Source organism: Bosea sp. RAC05, assembly GCF_001713455.1.
GTDB lineage: Bacteria > Pseudomonadota > Alphaproteobacteria > Rhizobiales > Beijerinckiaceae > Allobosea.
In genome coordinates, this window is the sequence record NZ_CP016464.1 from 350,218 (window position 1) to 367,249 (window position 17,032).

Here is a 17,032-nt window from a genome sequence, read left to right on the forward strand (position 1 = left end):
GCGCTCACTCCTCTTCGGTTGTGTCTGGCGGAGTCTGTCCGCGCTTCTTGTCGGGCCGTGGCCCCAGCGATTTCTTCCGGCCCTTGGGCGGCGCGGCGATCTCGTCGGCGGTCGGCATCTCGGGCGGCAGCCCGGCCTTGCCGCGGCGCAGCGATTCCGTGACCAGCGCATCGGTCAGCACCAGGCGGGCGTCGCTGACCAGCGTCATCGGGATCGCGACGTCGCGCTCTTCCTCGGACTTGGCGTCGTCGCGCGCGAGCAGGGCGTTTTCGCCCTCGACGCCGCGCAGGATGCCGCGGAAGCGCTTGCGGCCATGGACCGGGGTCTCGGTCTCGATCTTGGCGAGATGCCCGGCCCAGCGCGCGAAATCGCCCGCCCGGACCAGCGGCCGGTCGATCCCCGGCGAGGACACCTCGAGATGGTAGGGCACCTGGATCGGGTCGTCGACGTCGAGCGCCGGCGAGACCGCCTGGCTGACCTCCTCGCACCCCTCGACGTTCATCGTGCCGTCGGGCCGCTCCGCCATGATCTGCACGGTGCAGCCGTTCTGGCCGGTGACGCGCACGCGCACCAGCCGGTAGCCGAGATCGACGATCGCCGGCTCGATGATCGCGGCGACGCGCGCCGCGACGCCGCTCTCGACGACGAGGCGCCGGTCGCTGTCCTGTTCCGTGGCGTTCGGCTCGTTCATGCCCTGGCTGCCTTGCCTTCGGCCGGTGAAGCCGGCCGCGATCGAAGGATGGTGCATGATCGCGTGGTGCCGCATCGGCCCGTTCGGCCCGCGCTCTCATGCTCCGGCCCCGGCAGGGCTGCGGCCAACAAAAAAGAGCGGGCCTTCCGGCCCGCTCTTGATCATCGGCTTACACCGGAACCAGAGCTGTTGCGCGCTATTTAGTCCGCATCGGCCCGGCTGGCAAGGGTTCTTCCCGCCGGACCCTGCCAGGCCCGCCGCACTGTCGCGGATCACGCTAACCCGCTGGTCATCCTTCTGCGCCATGGTGACGCGCGACGCGGTGTGCGGGGATTGGGTATGAGTTCTGTCAGTTCGCTGTTGCGCGATCTCGAGACCACGATGGTGCGCGGCTCGGCCGACGAGCGCACCCAGATTCTGTCGCGCCTGACCGATCTCTTCCTCAGCACCGCCGCGGTGATGGACGAGGACCAGGTCGGCATCTTCGACGTCGTGATCGGCCGGCTGTCGCGGGCGATCGAGCTCAGGGCGCGCATCGAGCTCTCCGAGCGGCTCGCCCCGGTTCCCAACGCGCCGGCCGGCGTGGTCCGCCAGCTCGCGCTGGACGAGATCGCGGTGGCGCGCCCGGTCCTGGTCGCCTCGCCCCGCCTCACCGACCAGGATCTCGTCGCCATTTCCGCGGCCAAGGGGCGCGATCACATGCTCGCCATCACCGAGCGCGCGGATATCGCCGAGCCGGTGACCGATTTCCTGATCCTGCGCGGCGGGCGGCTGGTGACCCATGCCATCGCCGCCAATCACAAGGCGCGCTTCTCGCATCACGGCATGGGCGTGCTCGTCATGCGCGCCAACCAGGACGATGCGCTGCAGACGGCGCTCGGGGACCGCAGCGACCTTCCGGCCGAACTCGCCGCCCAGTTGATGGCTGCGGCGAAGAACTCGGCCCGGCGCCGCCTCTTCGCCGACCTCGATCCGGACATGGCCGCTGCCATCGGGGACGCGGTCGAGCGTGGCGCGCGCGCCGTCGCCGCAGACGCGGAGATCCATGGCAACCTCGAAACGGTCAACGAGGCGCTGACGGAGATCAACCGTCTCCACGAGGCGAAGCAGCTCGACGAGGCCGCGATCATCCGCTTCGCCGCGGCCGGGGCTGCCGAACATGCGATCTGCGCCGTCGCGGTGCTGTCGGAGCTGAGCCTGCCCGCGGCCGAACAGGCCGTTCTCGGGCCGGATCGCGACGCGGTTTTGCTCGTCGCCCGCGGCCTCGGCTGGTCGTGGGATACGGTTGCGGCGCTCATCTCGCTGCGCAAGGATTTCGGCAAGTCGGATGCCGCGGTGCAGCGGGCCCGGCAGCATTTCCGCACCATCCCCAAGGAGACCGCGCAGCGCGTGCTCGGCTTCCTCAGGATGCGCGACGCACAGCCGTAAGATAGCTCGGCACCCGGCCCGCCGCCACGGCCTTGGCCTCGTAGCGGGTCCGGATCCAGCCCGGATAAGGCTGGCGCCAGTCATCGGCCCGGGCGTCGGTCCAGTCGAAATCCGGCGAACGTGCCAGCCGTACCAGCGTCCAGCCGACATAGTCGTCGATGTCGCTGGCGAAGCGGAAGCGCCCGCCCGGACGCAGGGTTCGCGCGAACAGCCCCAACGTGCGGTCCGACACGAAGCGGCGCTTGCGCTGGCGCCGCTTCGGCCACGGGTCGGGATAGAGCAGGTCGATCGCATCGAGAGAGCCGGCCGGCAGGCGCGGCAGCATCAGCGCCGCGTCGCCGTCCCAGATGCGGATGTTGGTCAGCCCCTCGCGTTCGATCACCGCGAGAAACTTCGCCATGCCGTTGATGAAGGGCTCGACGCCGATGAAGCCGATCTGCGGGCTCTCCCGCATGCGGTGGAGCAGATGTTCGCCGCCGCCGAACCCGATTTCCAGCCGCACCATCTCGACGGGCCGCGGGAACAGCGCGTGCAGATCGGCGATCTCGCCCTCGGGCAGGCGCAGCCGGGGCAGCACCGTCTCCATCAGGCTGTTCTGGCCCTCGCGGAGCGCCTTGCCCTTGCGCCGTCCGAAGAAGGAGCGGTCGGGATCGTGGTCATGGGTCATCGGGCGGTCTTCTGGCTTGATGGAAGGTCGATCGAACGGCGGTTTCGACGGGCGACGAGGCGACGTCGGAGGGGTCCCTAGCAAACAAAAAGGGCCGGAGCGATCCGCTCCGGCCCGATCGGTTGGTCAAAGGCGCGCGGCTCAGGCGGCGACGGCCTTCTTCAGCGCGTCGACCAGATCGGTCTTCTCCCAGGAGAAGCTGCCGTCACGGCCAGCCTTACGGCCGAAATGGCCATAGGCCGCCGACTTGGCATAGATCGGCTTGTTGAGCTGGAGATGGGTGCGGATGCCGCGCGGGGTCAGGTCCATGACCTCGCCGAGGACCTTCTCCAGCTTGGCCTCGTCGACCTTGCCGGTGCCGTGCAGGTCGACATAGATCGACAGCGGCTTGGCGACGCCGATGGCGTAGGAGAGCTGGATCGTGCAGCGCTCGGCGAGCTTGGCCGCGACCACGTTCTTGGCGAGGTAGCGCGCCGCATAGGCCGCCGAGCGGTCGACCTTGGTCGGATCCTTGCCGGAGAAGGCGCCGCCGCCATGGGGCGCCGCGCCGCCATAGGTGTCGACGATGATCTTGCGGCCGGTCAGGCCGGCGTCGCCGTCGGGGCCGCCGATGACGAACTTGCCGGTCGGGTTGACGTGCCAGACCGTGTCCTTCGAGATCCAGCCCTCGGGCAGGGTCGCGCGGATATAGGGCTCGACGATCTTGCGGACGTCCGCCGAGGACAGGCTCTCGTCGGTGTGCTGGGTCGAGAGCACGATCTGCGTCACGCCGACCGGCTTACCGTTCTCGTACTTGACCGTGACCTGGCTCTTGGCGTCGGGGCCGAGCTTGGCGGCGCCGCCTTCCTTGGCGTGACGGGCCTTGGCCAGAACCTCGAGGATCTTGTGCGAGTAGTAGATCGGCGCCGGCATCAGCTCGGGCGTCTCGCGGCAGGCATAGCCGAACATGATGCCCTGGTCGCCGGCACCCTCGTCCTTGTTGCCGGAGGCGTCGACGCCCTGGGCGATGTCGGCGGACTGGGCGTGCAGGAGCACGTCGATCTTGCACTTCTTCCAGTGGAAGCCGTCCTGCTCATAGCCGATCGCCTTGATCGCGCGGCGAGCGACCGACTTGACCTTGCTCTTCATCGCCTTCTCGTCGAGCGAGGTGCGGACCTCGCCGGCGATGACGACGCGATTGGTCGTGGCCAGCGTCTCGCAGGCGACGCGCACCTGGGCGGCGTCCATTCCCGCCTTGGCGGCTTCCTTGAAGAACAGGTCCACGACCTCGTCGGAGATGCGGTCGCAGATCTTGTCGGGATGGCCTTCGCCGACGGATTCGCTGGTGAACAGGTAATTCTGGCGTGACACGGTCGGGCAGCCCTTGGTCAGCGGTGGACGGAGACCGGCACGAAGACGGGGCCGATCGACGGAAAACGGCATCCTCTTTGCAGCGGATGCGTTCGCCGTCAAGCACAGCAATCCGTTTATCGGGAGACTCGTTCGGCAGGCAGAACGCGCGCGGGCCGAAAATCAGCCGTTTGCGCCGTCTTCCTCCGCGAGTGTTTCGACGAGGTCGATGATCCGGCGCCGCACCTTGGCGTTCTTGATGCGCACGAAGGCTTTGGTCAGCTGCACGCCTTCGCTGCTGGACATGAAGTCAGAGACATAGGCGTTGGCGGCGGAATCGGAAAAGCCCCCGGTCGGCATGTCGCCCGTGGGCGCGCCCTCGAAGAAGAAGGAGACGGGCACGTCGAGCATCTTGGCGATCTGCTGCAGCCGGCTCGCGCTGATGCGGTTCGAGCCCTTCTCGTACTTCTGGACCTGCTGGAAGGTCAGCCCCAAGGCGTCGCCGAGCTTCTCCTGGCTCACGCCGGCCAGCATCCGCTGCATGCGAACGCGGCTGCCGACATGACGGTCGATCGGGTTCGGGACTTTCTTCAACATGATGGTGGCCTTGGCTAGGGCGCCGGCTGCGATGCATGATCTCGCGGACCGGCACAGTCAATTGGTTCGAGGCGGCGGAGGCCAGGACCTTATCGTGTTGGTTTAGAAGTTCCAAATGGGATTAGTGACGGCGAAGTCCGCGGGACAGAAGCAAGAATCCCACGAGCATTGCGGCATAGATGAGGTCGCCGAACCGGCTGTAGGGCGTGACGGGCCCCGCCCGCGGCAGGCCCGTGTCCAGAACGCCTTCGCGGCCCAGCGGCAGGCTGCCGAGAACCCGGCCATAGCCGTCCGTAACGGCGGAGATGCCGGTGTTGGCGACCCGCACCAGCGGCAACCCTTCCTCGATCGCCCTGAGCCGGGCCTGGGCGAAATGCTGGTAGGGGCCGCTCGTCTGGCCGAACCACCCGTCATTGGTCAGGTTGAGCATGAAGCCGGCCCGCGGACCCTGCGGCGCGACCTCGGCCGGGAACACGACCTCGTAGCAGATCAGCGGCGCGGCCGGCGGCAGCCCGCGGATCGCCAGCGGCAGCCGCCGCGTGCCTGCCGCGAAGCCGCCGGGCACCGAGACGAATTCCGACAGGCCGACGCTTCGGATCAGCCGTTCCAGCACCGGCGGCAGATATTCGCCGAAGGGGACGAGGTGCACCTTGTCGTAGCTCGAGACGATCGCGCCCTCGTCGTCGACGACCTGGATCGCGTTGAAGATCGGCGGGCGGCTCTCGCCGGGCAGCAGTTCGCCGGCGCGGGCGGCCCCGGTGATCAGCGTCGTGTTCGGCGGCAGCAGTGCCGCGATGCGCGACAGCGCCTGCGGCGTGCGCCCGAGCAGGAAGGGAAAGGCCGATTCCGGCCAGATCAGATGCGTCACCGCCTGGACGCCCGGCGTGGCGGGGCTGGTCGCCCGGTCACTGAGCGCGAGATACTGGTTGAGGATCGCCTCGCCGTTGCGGGCGTTGAACTTGGCGTCCTGGGGCAGGTTCGGCTGCATCAGGCGCAGCTTGACGCCGGCGACGAGCGGTGCGGGCCCGGCCGGCACGCGCCACAGGCCGAAGCCGACCAGCCCCGCTACCACGAGAAGCGCGATGACGGGCGCCCGCCACCGCGCCCAGGGACGCTCGGCGGTGCCCAGCGTCGCAGGCGCGGCCCCGATCGCGACGGACACAAGCGTCAACCCGTAGAGGCCGACCACCGAGGCGATCTGGGCGACCTGCGGCTGCCCGGCCAGCATCATGCCGTAGACGTTCCAGGGAAAGCCGGTCAGCACATGCCCGCGCAGCCATTCGCTGAGCGACAGCATGATGGCCAGCATCAGGATCCGGCCGGTGCCGCTGGGCCAGAGCAGGCGCGCGCAGCCGAAGGCGAGCGCCGGGAAGACGGCGAGCAGCGCCGGCAGCGCCACCACGCCGAGCGGCATCGCCCAGGCGAACTTGTCGGCTTCGACGAGAAAGGCGGCGCCCAGCCACCACAGCCCGGCCAGGAAGAAGCCGAAGCCCCACCACCACCCCGCCGCCGCCGCGGCGCGGAACCGCGAGGCCGCGCTTTTGCCCACGGCGCCGTCGATCAGCCAGACCGCGACGGTCATTGGCACGACGATCAGGGGCCAGAGGTCGAGCGGAGGCAGCGCGAGCGCGCCGGTCGCCCCGGCGGCGAGCGCGATCACGCGCCGGCGCCATCCCCAGGCGAGAATGACGCCATCGGCCAGGCTGGCAAAGCCCATCAGCCCGTTTCCGCTGGTCTGTCGCCGTCCTCGTCGGCCGGGCTCCGCTGGACGATGCTCAGCCGCTTGACCCGGCGCTGATCGGCCTCGAGGATCTCGAAGCTGAGCCCGCCCGGACCCGCGACGATCTCGCCCTTGGCCGGAACATGCCCGGCCAGCGTGACGATCAGCCCGCCCAGCGTATCGACGTCTTCCGCCACCGGGTCATCCGACAGATCGATCCCGGTCGCCTGTTTCAGCTCGTCGAGGGTCGCGCGGGCATCGGCGGTGAAGCGGCCTTCGCCATCGGGCGCGATCGTCGGCGCCTCCTCCAGATCATGCTCGTCCTCGATGTCGCCGACGACGATCTCGATCAGATCCTCGATGGTGACGAGCCCGTCCGTGCCGCCATATTCGTCGATCACCAGGGCGATATGCGTCCGCGTCGCCTGCATGCGGACGAGGAGATCGACCGCCGGCATGGACGGCGGCACGTAGAGCACGGGCCGCATGATCTTCGTGTCGGCCAGCGTCCGCGTCAGATCGACCGCCGCGAGATCGTGGAAGGCGGGCTCCGACAGGCCCGCTGTCGGCTCGGCCTTAGCCTGGCCGGCGATGAATTCGAGGAAGTCGCGGATATGGACCATGCCGCGGGGGTCGTCGAGGGAATCGTCGAAGACCGGCAGGCGGGAATGGCCCGCCGTGCGAAACCGGGCCAGCACCTCGTCCAGCGTGGCGTCCGCCGGCACCGCGATGATGTCGGCGCGGGGGATCATCACGTCGCCCACGCGCCGCTCCCGCAGGCTCAGCACGTTCGAGAGCATGGCGCGCTCCTGCGCGCTGAGATCGGCGAGCTGGCCGCTGCCCTGGGCCAGGGCGTCGGTGATTTCCTCGCGGATCGTCCCGCCGCCACGCAGGCCGAGCCTGTCAAGGAAATGGCTGAGCCAATGGGAGAGGCCGCGTCCGGCGGCTTCGGGCTGGGTCTGTCGACTGTCGTCGCTCATGATCGGTGGGGTCGGTCCGGGGTTGAAACGGGCGCGGGCGAGGCTGCGGCCTCGGGGACGCCGATGAGGTCGCCGTCGGCATAGGGGTCTGCGATGCCGAGCCGGGCCAGGGCCGCCACTTCGAGCGCCTCCATGCGCTGCGCCTCGGCGTCGGTCTCGTGATCCTCGCCGAGCAGATGCAGCAGGCCGTGGATCACCAGATGGCTGAAATGGTCGGCGAGGGCCTTGCCCTCGGCCTCGGCTTCGGACGCGACGGTCTCGAAGGCGATGACGATGTCGCCCAGGACGGGGCTGGCCGCGATCCTGTCCGCCGGCGCGGCCGGAAAGGAGAGCACGTTGGTCGCCTTGTCGAAGCCGCGCCAGTCCCGGTTGACGATGCGGATGCGGCGATCATCGGTCAGCAGCAGGCTGAGTTCGGCGCCCGCCGCAGGCTGGACGGGCGCGACCGCCAGCGCGGCCTCGATAGCCTGCGACGCGCGCGCGCGCAGCGCGGCGAGGTCTCCGAGCGCGCGCCATTGCCGCGATTGTGCCCTCAGGGCGATCACCGGGCTGGCGGGCGATGTCGCGGGTCGCGGCGCCGAACGCCGCCCGCGAGGTCGGTCGTTCATCGCGGGCGCTCCCGCGAGAGCGTGCGCTTCAGGCCCTCGGTATCGCTCTCGATCGGCGCCTCGGGCAGGGGCGCGCGCATCCGTTCCTCGCGTTCCTCGCGCTCGCGCCGGGCCGCGCTCTCATAGGCCATGACGATGCGGCGCACGAGGTCGTGGCGGACGACGTCGCCCTCCTCGAACTTCGCATAGCCGACGCCCTCGACGCCCGAGAGCAGCTTCACCGCCTCGATCAGGCCGGAGCGCTGGCCCGGCGGCAGGTCGATCTGCGTCGGGTCGCCGGTGATGATCATCCGCGAGCCCTCGCCGAGACGGGTCAGGAACATCTTCATCTGTACCGAGGTCGCATTCTGCGCCTCGTCGAGCAGCACGACCGCATTGGTCAGCGTCCGCCCACGCATGAAGGCGAGCGGCGCGATCTCGATCATGCCGGTCTGCAGGGCGCGCTCGACATGGCGCGCCTCCATGAAGTCGTTCAGCGCGTCGTAGATCGGCCGCAGATAGGGGTCGACCTTCTCGCGCATGTCGCCGGGCAGGAAGCCGAGCCGCTCGCCGGCCTCCACCGCCGGCCGCGACAGCACCATCCGCTCGACCACGCCCTGCTCGATCAGCGAGACCGCATGGCCGACGGCGAGCCAGGTCTTGCCGGTGCCGGCCGGGCCTTCCGCGAGGACGAGCTCGTTGCGCTTGAGCTGGCGCAGATAGGCGTCCTGCGCCGCGTTGCGCGCCCGGACGGGGCCGCGCTTGCGCGTCACGATGGCGTCGAAGGACGCCTTGCCGGTGTCGGCCGCCGGAAACAGCGAGCGCTGGACGTTGCTCTCCTCGATGGCGCCGTCGACCTCGCCCAGCGTCACCGAAGCCCCTGCTTTCGCCCGCGTATAGAGTGTCTTCAGCACGCGCCCGGCCTGCTCGGCCGTCTCGCGCGGACCCTTGATCGTCGCATGGTTGCCATTGGGGCTGATGACGACGCCGAGACGGCGCTCGAGATGCGCCAGGTTCTGGTCGTAATGTCCGAACACGAGGCTCGCCAGCCGGTTGTCGTCGAAGGACAGCAGCACCTCGGTCGTCGGCAGACCGTCCCGCGTCAGACTGTCCATGCGCGTCGGCGCCAGCTCGCGCCGCGGGCCCCGTTCCGGTCTCGTCGAGTCAGCCTGTGCCAAAAGCGTCGTCTCCCTGGCGCCTGTTCCGGCCGGACAGGAGCGTGAGGCCGGGTCGTTGAGCAGATGAATCGCCCCTATCAGCCGACGCGACGTTGGCAGTCTGATGACAGGGGATCGCCATGACGGCCGTCGATGCGGGACAGGGGGGCGGAAGGGCCGTCACGCGGCCATGTCCTTCGACGGGCGCGGCAGCCCGGGCGACGCCGGCTCCCCGGCCTTGCGGCCGAAGAGCGAGTTGGAGCCCGCCCGCTCGATCACCACCTGCACCCGGTCGCCGATCTGATTCGTCTCCGTCTCGATCTGGACAGCCTGAAGGTAGGGCGACTTTCCCGCAAGCTGGCCGGGGTGACGTCCCGCCCGCTCCAGCAGGATTTCGACCGTGCGGCCCACCATCGCGTGGTTGAAGGCCTGGCGGTGATGTTCGATCCGCGCCTGCAGCCGGTACAGCCGCTCGTCCATCAGCGCGGTTGGTACCTGCTCGCCGAGATCGGCGGCCGGCGTGCCCGGGCGGGGCGAGTATTTGAAGGAATAGCTCGACGCGAAGCCGATCTCGTCGACCAGCGCGATCGTCGCCTCGAAATCGGCGTCCGTTTCCCCCGGGAAGCCGACGATGAAGTCGGAGGAGAGGGCGATGTCGGGCCGCGCCTCGCGGATCCGGGCGACCAGCCGCCGGTAGTCGTCGGCCGTATGCTTGCGGTTCATCGCCGCCAGGATGCGGTCGGAGCCGGCCTGCACCGGCAGATGCAGGAACGGCATCACCTGCGGCAGGTCCCGGTGCGCGGCGATGAGATCGTCGTCCATGTCGCGGGGATGGCTCGTCGTGTAGCGGATCCGGGCGATTCCCGGCACCTCCGCGACGCGATGCATCAGTCGCGCCAGTCCCCAGATCTGCCCGTCGGAACCCTCGCCGTGATAGGCATTGACGTTCTGGCCGATCAGCGTGACGTCCTGCACGCCCGAGGCCGCCAGCCGCTCGATCTCGGCCATGACCTGCGCGACCGGCCGCGAGAATTCCGCGCCGCGGGTATAGGGCACGACGCAGAAGGCGCAGAACTTGTCGCAGCCTTCCTGCACCGTGACGAAGGCCGAGATGCCGCGCCGGCGGATCGCCTGGGGCCGCGGAGCCGGCAGATGGCCGAACTTGTCGTCGATCGGCAGGTCGGTGTCGACGACGCGCTTCGCGCGCGCCTGCTCGAGCAGTTCGGGCAGGCGGTGATAGGCCTGCGGGCCGACGACGAGATCCACCGCGGGCTGGCGCCGCTGGATCTCGGCCCCCTCGGCCTGGGCGACGCAGCCCGCCACGACGATGCGCGTCTCCTGGCCCTCCGCGGTCTGGGCATTCTTCAGATCGCGCAGCTTGCCGAGCTCGGTATAGACCTTCTGCACCGCCCGGTCGCGGATATGGCAGGTGTTCAGCAGGATCAGGTCCGCGCCTTCCGGCGTCGCCGTTTCCTCGAAGCCCTGTTCGCCCAGGATGTCGGCCATGCGCTGGCCGTCATAGACGTTCATCTGGCAGCCGAAGGACTTGATGTGGACTTTCTTCATCGCGCCGGGTCTGGTCTCCAAACCGTTTCCTTACTCCGGATCGGGCCGCGAGGAAACGGCCTCCCGCCCGATCCTTGCCGTCGGTTGCGGCGCTGGCCCGGCAGGGGGCCGCTCACGCCACGGGCCGGCCGCTGACGGTCTCCTGCCGCGCCTTGCGGATCGTAGCCTCCGCGCGCCGCGTCGCCTCCTTGCGGGAGGTCGCGCGGCCCATGGCGATCGGCTCGCCCCAGGCGAGCTCGACATCGATTGCGCCGGCGCGCAGCACCGTCTTCAGATGCGGCGCGAGCTCGGTGTCGCCATACCAGGCGAGCGTCGCGCGCTCGACCCGCCCGCCCGCCATGCCGTGGAAGCCCGTATAGCTGATCGTCAGCGGGTAGACGGCGATGTCCGCCACGGATTCGGCGTCGCCCTTGCCGAGCGCCTCATGCGCCGCCCCCAGCAGGGAGGAGCGCATCGGCAGGATGCGCGTTCCGTCGCCCGTCGTTCCTTCGGCGAAGAGCACGACGGCTTCCCCGGCCGTGAGCCGTTCGCCCATCTGCGCGGCGACGTCGGCCGTGGCCGCCCGTCGCGAGCGGTCGATGAAGACGGTGCGCTGCAGCTTCGCCAGGAAGCCGATCACCGGCCAGCCCGCGACCTCGCTCTTGGCGACGAAGCAGACCGGGCGCTCGGCCCCGAGCACGGCGATGTCGAGCCAGGAGACGTGGTTGGCGACGATCAGCCCGCTGCTGCCGGCCGGTGGAGGCGTTCCCCGCACATGCCGCCGCACCCCGAGGCAGCGGCAGGTCAGCCGGTGGAACAGCCGCGGGATCGCGGCCCCGCGCGACGGGGCGACGCGCATCACCAGCATCTGCACCGGCATCAGGGCGACCATGCCCATGGCCAGGGCGGTCAGACGCAGGATCGCGCCGGGAGCGAGCCCCTTCATGCCAGGACCGTTCCGCTCACGCCAGGTCGAGCCGCATGGCGACCGCGGTCGCGCGGCTGCCGTCGGATTTGGGATAGTAGCCCTTGCGGCGTCCGACCTCGCGGAAACCGAGATGGCGGTAGAGCCGCTCGGCGGCGACATTGCCGTCCTCGACCTCGAGGAAGACCTGGGTCACGCCGTGGCCCGCCAGGCGCGACAGATGGGCACTGAGGAGGCTGGCGCCGAGCCGGTGGCCGCGCTGGGCCGGCGCCACCACGATCGAGAGAATCTCGGCTTCGTCGGCGGCCTGGCGCGACATCACGAAACCGGCCGGTCGCGCCGCCGATCCCATGAAGACGCCATCCGTGACCACAGCCGCATCGGCCAACATCGCCGCGCATTCCCCGGGCTCCCAGCCACGCGCGAAGCCGCCCTCGCCGTGCAGGGCGGCCACGTCCCGGGCATGGCGCGCATCGAGGCGCTCGGTCCGCACCGGGCATGCTTGAGGATGGAGAAGTCGCCGAAGCCAGTCCATGCCGCTTGATGGCACAGTCAGGCCGTCTGGCAAGTCCTGTTGCGTCATTGGCGCCGCCGGGGCTGTCCTGCGGCTGCACAGAAGCCGTGCCGCTACCGGCGCGGCAGCCGGGCGCGGTCCTGCGGCGTCGTCTCGGGGGCCTTGAGATAGAGCGGCCGCGGCGGCGCCGTCTCGGGGTCGGCGATCAGCCCGAGCCGCGCGACCCAGGTGACGTCGGGGGCGCGGGCGTCGTCGAGCACCAGCGCGTCGAGCCCGATCGCCCAGGCCTCGTTGGCGACGGCGAGCGCGGCCGAGCCGACGAGGCTGACCGGCCCGGCCCCGATGGCGCGGGCGGCGTCGCGATAGCTGACCTGGCGCAGCGCGACGATGGGCCGGCCCTCCGAGCTCAGCGCCTGGAACCAGACCTGCCCATGCTTGGCGTCGAGCGCCGCGGCGATCACGCGGCCCGTCTCGCGGCCGACCAGCGGCGCGGCGCAGGCAGCCAGCGTGGTGACGCCGACAGCCGGGATCTTCGCCGCCAGCGCGATGGCGCGCGCCGCGCTGACGCCGACCCGCAAGCCGGTATAGCTGCCGGGCCCCACCGTCACGGCGACGCGGTCGAGCGAGGAAAACCCGCCCTCGACCGCGTTCATCACGCGCTCGATCAGCGGCATCAGCGCCTCGGCATGGCCACGCTCCATTGCGATCTGCTCGATCGCGAGCGGCTGGGCCGAGCCAGCCTCCAGAACGCAGGCCGAGCAGGCGCCGAGCGCGGTGTCGATCGCGAGAATGCGCATCAGAGCCCAGTGTGCGAGTGAAGAGGCGGATCATCCCGCAGACGCGGCGCCGCGGCGCCGCTCCGGGTTGATGGCCTCGCTGCCGGAACGCGGATCAAATCGCCTCGACCTCGCGCACATCCGGCAGGAAGTGGCGCAGCAGGTTCTGGATGCCGTGCTTCAGCGTCGCGGTCGACGAGGGGCAGCCCGAGCAGGAGCCCTTCATCGCGAGATAGACCGTGCCGTCCTTGAAGCCGCGGAAGGTGATGTCGCCGCCGTCGCCGGCGACCGCCGGCCGGATGCGCGTCTCCAGCAGATCCTTGATCGTCTCGACGGTCTGGGCGTCCTCGGGTGCGAAGAACTCGCCCTCCTCGATCACGTCCGCCTGGGAGCCGCTCGCCAGCACCGGGGCGCCGGACATGAAATGCTCCATGATCGCGCCGAGGATCGCCGGCTTCAGATGCGGCCACTCGCCGCCGGCCTTGGTCACGGTGATGAAATCGGCACCGAGGAAGACCCCGGACACGCCGGATACGCCGAAGAGGCGCTGCGCCAGGGGCGAGCGCTCGGCCTGTTCCGAGTCGCGCAGCTCCAGCGTGCCGTCCTGCATGACGGTGCGGCCGGGCAGGAATTTCAGGGTGGCGGGGTTCGGCGTGGCTTCTGTCTGGATGAACATGCTGGAGTCTCCGGTCCCGGACGGGTCAAGGCCGCCGTTCCATGGGGCAGATATAGGCGCCTGCCGCGAATCATTCCAGCGTGATCCGGGCGGCCGCGCCGGAGGCCGTCACGCCAGGGCGTCGATCTCCTCGTCCTCGAGATGGCCGGGCACGATCGCGACGGGGATCGGGAAGCTCGCGGCCGACTTGCCCGCCAGCGCGCTGACCAGTGGCCCCGGCCCGTCGCGCCCCGCGCCTGCGGCCAGTACGAGCAGCGAGATGTCCTCGTCCGCCTCGATCAGCTTGACGACCTCGTCCGCCTTGTCGCCGGTGCGCACGACGCGCTCGGGCTCGAGCCCGGCGAAGGTGCGCACCGCCTCGACCGCGACGTCGATCAGCTTTTCCGCTTCGGCCTCGGCCTCCGCCTGCATCACGGCCCCGACGCCGAGCCAGGTTTCGTGTTCGGGCGGTTTCACCACGCCCAGAAGCACCATGGCGGCGCCGATTCGGGCGCAACGCCGCGCCGCGAAGCGGATCGCCTTGGCGCATTCGGCGCTATCGTCGACCACCGCGAGGAATTTCGGCCGATGGCCCGTCTCGTAGGACCGCCGTCGCTTCACCATCGAACCTGCCCTGCCGCCGCTCCGGGAGCGGTCATGGTGGCCTGCGCCGCAACGTCAGCGCAAGCCCGCGCTCGCGATCCCCGCCGCTAGGCTCAGCCGCGCCGCACGAAGCCGACGATGTCCTTGACGTCGCGCATGATCGGCGCGGCGATCGCCTCGGCCCGCTGCGCGCCCTCGCCGAGGATGCCGTCGATATGCCTGACATCGGCGAGCAGGCGACGCATCTCCCCGGCGATCGGCGAGAGCTTGGTCACGGCGAGATCGACCAGCGCCGCCTTGAAGCCGGAAAACTGCCCGCCGCCGAACTGGGCGAGGACCTGCGCCTTGGTCTCGCCGTTCAGCCCGGCATAAATGCCGACGAGGTTCTCGGCCTCGGGCCGGCCCTCGAGCCCCTTTTCTTCCGACGGCAGCGCGTCGGGGTCGGTCTTCGCCTTGCGGATCTTCTGGGCGATGGTCTCGGCATCGTCGGTCAGGTTGATGCGCGAATTGTCCGAGGCGTCGGACTTCGACATCTTCTTGGTGCCGTCGCGCAGGCTCATCACGCGCGGCGCCGGCCCCTGGATCATCGGCTCGGGCTGCGGGAAGAAGCCGAGCTCGCCCGTGCCGAGCCCGCGCTCCGCGATCTGCGCGCCGAAGTCGTTGTTGAACTTCTGCGCAATGTCGCGGGCGAGCTCGAGATGCTGCTTCTGGTCCTCTCCGACGGGCACATGCGTCGCCTTGTAGAGCAGGATGTCGGCCGCCATCAGGACAGGGTAATCGTAGAGGCCAACAGAGGCGTTTTCACGGTCCTTGCCGGCCTTCTCCTTGAACTGCGTCATCCGGTTCAGCCAGCCCAGCCGCGCGACCGTGTTGAAGATCCAGGCCAGTTCCGCGTGTTGTGGCACCTGGCTCTGGTTGAAGATGATGCTGCGCTTGGGATCGACGCCGGCCGCGACATAGGCCGCCGTGACTTCGCGCGTGGCGCGGGTCAACTCGGCGGGGCCACCCCAGACATCGAGGCTTTGTGTGATCGCGTGCATGTCGACGACGCAGTAGATGCACTCGTGCGTCTCCTGCATCGCGACCCAGTTGGTCAGCGCGCCCAGATAATTGCCGAGATGCAGCGTCGCGGTCGGCTGCATGCCGGAGAAGACGCGCTGGTGAAAGGTCGCCATCGGGGCGCTCCCGCAAGAATGGGGTCGTCTGGAGTGCCGCGTTCTGGCCGAAGCCCGCCCGGGGCGCAAGGGCAAGCCTGGCCGAGGCCGTCAGAGCGGCTTGCCGAGGCGGCCGAGCTCGCGCAGGCGGAAGGCGCCCAGAGCCCGTCCCGCCGCGGCATAGACGAGGCCGCCGCCGCAGCACAGGGCGCCCAGCGCGGCGGTGCGCCGCAGCAGCGCCGACTGGGTCGACAGGCTCTCGGTGAGCCAGGGCGTCAGCGCCATGAGCGCCATCACCATGAGGAGGCTCGCCGCGATCACGGCCAGGATCGGCCAGAGCAGGGGCAGGCGCGGCCGCCACAGCCCGTCTCTCACGAGAAAGCCCCCGAGCACGCAGGCCTGCGTGACGAAGGCGAGGCTCGCCGCCGCCGCGGCATTGGTCGCGGGCATGGGCAGGGCGCCGACCTGCCCGGCCAGGATCGCGACGCCGAGCGCCGCCAGCCCGGCATAGAGCGGCAGCCGCGGCGTCTGGCGGGCGAAATAGACCTGGGCGAAGACCTTGGCAATGACGGCGAAGGGCAGGCCGGCGGCGAAGGCCTGCATCGCATCGGCCGTCCGGATGCGGTCGATCTCGGTGAAGCGACCACGCTCGAACAGCACGGAAATGATCGGGTCGGCGAGCCAGGCGAGCGCGATCGCGGCCGGAATCGCCAGGGCCAGCCCCAGCACCAGCGCCCGGTCGATCATCTCGCGGCGCCCGGCATCGTCGCCGCTGGTCTCGCGGACCGCGATGGCGGGCAGCAGCACCACGCCCATCGCCACCGCGACGAAGCCGAGCGGCAGCTGGAAGACGCGGTCGGCATAGTAGAGCCAGGAGACGGCACCGGGCTGCACGGACGCGATCTGCGTCGAGACCAGCAGCACGAGCTGCGACGTCGAGGCCGCCAGCAGGGCGGGGCCGCCGAGGCGCAGCAGCCGCGTCATCGCCGGCGACCAGCGCAGGCGGGGCCGGACAAGCGGCATGGCGCCATACCACAGGGCGACGGCGACCATCAGCAGGTGCAGCGCACCGCCGACGCTGACCGCAGCCGCGATCAGGGCGGCCCCCTGCGCCGAGGGCATGCCGGTCGTCAGCGCGACGATCAGGGCGGCGATCAGCACGAGGTTGAGCAGGGACGGCGCCAGCGCGGCGACGAGGAAGCGCCCCTCCGAGTTCAGCACCGCGGCGAGCAGGGAGGCGAGCGTCGTGAAGGCGAGGAAGGGCAGCGCGATCCGCGTATAGGCCGTCGCCATCGCCAGCGTCTGGGGCGCGTCGTGGAAGCCGCCCGCGATGGCGAGCACGAGCCAGGGCGCGAGCAGCAGGCCGAGCCCCGTGGCGGCACCGACGCCGAGCGCCAGCCAGGCGAAGGCCTCGCCGACGAAGCGCCGTGCGGCTTGCGCGCCCTCCGTGGATCGCAGGTCGAGATAAACCGGCACGAAGGGCGCGTTCAGCCCACCCTCGCCCAGCACGCGGCGCATCAGGTTGGGCAGTCGGAAGGCGACGAGAAAGGCATCCGCCACCGGCCCGGCGCCCAGCATCCGCGCGATCAGCATGTCGCGCGCGAAGCCGAGCAGGCGCGACAAGACCGTCGCCAGCCCGACGATGAGCGAGTTGCGGGCGAGCTTCGCGGGTTCCGCCGGCATCGCCGCCCTTCCCTTCAACGG

At 70.0% G+C, this 17,032-nt stretch carries 17 protein-coding genes; 1 reads left to right on the forward strand and 16 read right to left on the reverse strand.

All coding sequences use genetic code 11. The annotated features are described in order from the left end of the window. Nucleotides 1–4: 4 nt before the first annotated feature. Entirely contained in the window at nucleotides 5–691 is a 687-nt protein-coding gene (gene rimP, locus BSY19_RS05160; protein ID WP_069056871.1) for a ribosome maturation factor RimP, read from the reverse strand. Between the two features lie 339 nt (nucleotides 692–1,030). Here rimP and BSY19_RS05165 point away from each other — a divergent pair, with 339 nt between their 5' ends. Further along, nucleotides 1,031–2,119 (forward strand): DUF2336 domain-containing protein, encoded by a 1,089-nt coding sequence (locus tag BSY19_RS05165; protein ID WP_083247407.1) that lies wholly within the window; start codon nucleotides 1,031–1,033, stop codon nucleotides 2,117–2,119. On the opposite strand, the gene trmB is transcribed toward BSY19_RS05165, so the two are convergent. The 15 genes from trmB to murJ form a co-directional block, all read right to left on the reverse strand. Beyond that, nucleotides 2,094–2,786 (reverse strand): tRNA (guanine(46)-N(7))-methyltransferase TrmB, encoded by a 693-nt coding sequence (gene trmB, locus BSY19_RS05170; RefSeq protein WP_069053210.1) that lies wholly within the window; start codon nucleotides 2,784–2,786, stop codon nucleotides 2,094–2,096. The genes BSY19_RS05165 and trmB overlap by 26 nt on opposite strands. A 141-nt stretch (nucleotides 2,787–2,927) precedes the next feature. Further along, nucleotides 2,928–4,136 (reverse strand): methionine adenosyltransferase, encoded by a 1,209-nt coding sequence (gene metK, locus BSY19_RS05175; RefSeq protein WP_069056872.1) that lies wholly within the window; start codon nucleotides 4,134–4,136, stop codon nucleotides 2,928–2,930. A 162-nt stretch (nucleotides 4,137–4,298) separates the two neighbouring features. Beyond that, on the reverse strand, nucleotides 4,299–4,709 hold the full coding sequence (locus tag BSY19_RS05180; protein WP_083247873.1) for a helix-turn-helix domain-containing protein: 411 nt from the start codon (nucleotides 4,707–4,709) through the stop codon (nucleotides 4,299–4,301). 124 nt (nucleotides 4,710–4,833) lie between these two features. Continuing rightward, nucleotides 4,834–6,429, reverse strand: coding sequence for an apolipoprotein N-acyltransferase (lnt, locus tag BSY19_RS05185; protein WP_069053212.1), 1,596 nt, complete (start codon nucleotides 6,427–6,429; stop codon nucleotides 4,834–4,836). Then, a complete protein-coding gene (locus BSY19_RS05190) occupies nucleotides 6,429–7,412 on the reverse strand; it encodes a hemolysin family protein (RefSeq protein WP_069053213.1) in 984 nt (327 codons plus the stop codon). The genes lnt and BSY19_RS05190 overlap by 1 nt, the downstream gene beginning before the upstream one ends. Beyond that, complete coding sequence (gene ybeY / locus BSY19_RS05195) at nucleotides 7,409–8,020, reverse strand: rRNA maturation RNase YbeY (protein WP_083247408.1); 612 nt, start codon at nucleotides 8,018–8,020, stop codon at nucleotides 7,409–7,411. Before ybeY ends, BSY19_RS05190 begins: the two co-directional genes overlap by 4 nt. Next, nucleotides 8,017–9,114 carry a PhoH family protein gene (locus BSY19_RS05200; protein WP_083247409.1) on the reverse strand — a complete coding sequence of 366 codons (1,098 nt, stop codon included), beginning with the start codon at nucleotides 9,112–9,114 and terminating at the stop codon, nucleotides 8,017–8,019. Before BSY19_RS05200 ends, ybeY begins: the two co-directional genes overlap by 4 nt. Nucleotides 9,115–9,336: 222 nt before the next feature. Next, nucleotides 9,337–10,722 carry a tRNA (N6-isopentenyl adenosine(37)-C2)-methylthiotransferase MiaB gene (gene miaB / locus BSY19_RS05205; RefSeq protein WP_069053215.1) on the reverse strand — a complete coding sequence of 462 codons (1,386 nt, stop codon included), beginning with the start codon at nucleotides 10,720–10,722 and terminating at the stop codon, nucleotides 9,337–9,339. Nucleotides 10,723–10,834: 112 nt separating this feature from the next. Then, nucleotides 10,835–11,647, reverse strand: a complete 813-nt coding sequence (gene olsA, locus BSY19_RS05210; protein ID WP_069053216.1) for a lyso-ornithine lipid O-acyltransferase — start codon at nucleotides 11,645–11,647, stop codon at nucleotides 10,835–10,837. Between the two features lie 16 nt (nucleotides 11,648–11,663). Next, nucleotides 11,664–12,119, reverse strand: a complete 456-nt coding sequence (locus BSY19_RS05215; RefSeq protein WP_236840473.1) for a GNAT family N-acetyltransferase — start codon at nucleotides 12,117–12,119, stop codon at nucleotides 11,664–11,666. Between the two features lie 134 nt (nucleotides 12,120–12,253). Next, on the reverse strand, nucleotides 12,254–12,937 hold the full coding sequence (gene tsaB, locus BSY19_RS05220; protein WP_069053218.1) for a tRNA (adenosine(37)-N6)-threonylcarbamoyltransferase complex dimerization subunit type 1 TsaB: 684 nt from the start codon (nucleotides 12,935–12,937) through the stop codon (nucleotides 12,254–12,256). 94 nt (nucleotides 12,938–13,031) lie between these two features. Then, the gene (locus tag BSY19_RS05225) at nucleotides 13,032–13,592 is read right to left on the reverse strand and encodes a NifU family protein (protein ID WP_069053219.1); all 561 of its coding nucleotides are present in this window, start codon (nucleotides 13,590–13,592) and stop codon (nucleotides 13,032–13,034) included. Between the two features lie 108 nt (nucleotides 13,593–13,700). Continuing rightward, nucleotides 13,701–14,195, reverse strand: a complete 495-nt coding sequence (locus BSY19_RS05230; protein WP_069053220.1) for a universal stress protein — start codon at nucleotides 14,193–14,195, stop codon at nucleotides 13,701–13,703. Between the two features lie 92 nt (nucleotides 14,196–14,287). Next, a complete protein-coding gene (gene trpS / locus BSY19_RS05235) occupies nucleotides 14,288–15,349 on the reverse strand; it encodes a tryptophan--tRNA ligase (RefSeq protein WP_069053221.1) in 1,062 nt (353 codons plus the stop codon). A gap of 90 nt (nucleotides 15,350–15,439) precedes the next feature. Continuing rightward, nucleotides 15,440–17,011 carry a murein biosynthesis integral membrane protein MurJ gene (gene murJ, locus BSY19_RS05240; protein WP_069053222.1) on the reverse strand — a complete coding sequence of 524 codons (1,572 nt, stop codon included), beginning with the start codon at nucleotides 17,009–17,011 and terminating at the stop codon, nucleotides 15,440–15,442. Nucleotides 17,012–17,032 lie beyond the last annotated feature (21 nt).

Bases quoted from the DNA above. Each gene is read 5' to 3' on its own strand.
- rimP (WP_069056871.1), bottom strand. From the start codon at position 691: ATGAACGAGCCGAACGCCACGGAACAGGACAGCGACCGGCGCCTCGTC.
- BSY19_RS05165 (WP_083247407.1), top strand. From the start codon at position 1,031: ATGAGTTCTGTCAGTTCGCTGTTGCGCGATCTCGAGACCACGATGGTG.
- trmB (WP_069053210.1), bottom strand. From the start codon at position 2,786: ATGACCCATGACCACGATCCCGACCGCTCCTTCTTCGGACGGCGCAAG.
- lnt (WP_069053212.1), bottom strand. From the start codon at position 6,429: ATGGGCTTTGCCAGCCTGGCCGATGGCGTCATTCTCGCCTGGGGATGG.
- BSY19_RS05190 (WP_069053213.1), bottom strand. From the start codon at position 7,412: ATGAGCGACGACAGTCGACAGACCCAGCCCGAAGCCGCCGGACGCGGC.
- ybeY (WP_083247408.1), bottom strand. From the start codon at position 8,020: ATGAACGACCGACCTCGCGGGCGGCGTTCGGCGCCGCGACCCGCGACA.
- BSY19_RS05200 (WP_083247409.1), bottom strand. From the start codon at position 9,114: ATGGACAGTCTGACGCGGGACGGTCTGCCGACGACCGAGGTGCTGCTG.
- miaB (WP_069053215.1), bottom strand. From the start codon at position 10,722: ATGAAGAAAGTCCACATCAAGTCCTTCGGCTGCCAGATGAACGTCTAT.
- olsA (WP_069053216.1), bottom strand. From the start codon at position 11,647: ATGAAGGGGCTCGCTCCCGGCGCGATCCTGCGTCTGACCGCCCTGGCC.
- tsaB (WP_069053218.1), bottom strand. From the start codon at position 12,937: ATGCGCATTCTCGCGATCGACACCGCGCTCGGCGCCTGCTCGGCCTGC.
- BSY19_RS05225 (WP_069053219.1), bottom strand. From the start codon at position 13,592: ATGTTCATCCAGACAGAAGCCACGCCGAACCCCGCCACCCTGAAATTC.
- BSY19_RS05230 (WP_069053220.1), bottom strand. From the start codon at position 14,195: ATGGTGAAGCGACGGCGGTCCTACGAGACGGGCCATCGGCCGAAATTC.
- trpS (WP_069053221.1), bottom strand. From the start codon at position 15,349: ATGGCGACCTTTCACCAGCGCGTCTTCTCCGGCATGCAGCCGACCGCG.
- murJ (WP_069053222.1), bottom strand. From the start codon at position 17,011: ATGCCGGCGGAACCCGCGAAGCTCGCCCGCAACTCGCTCATCGTCGGG.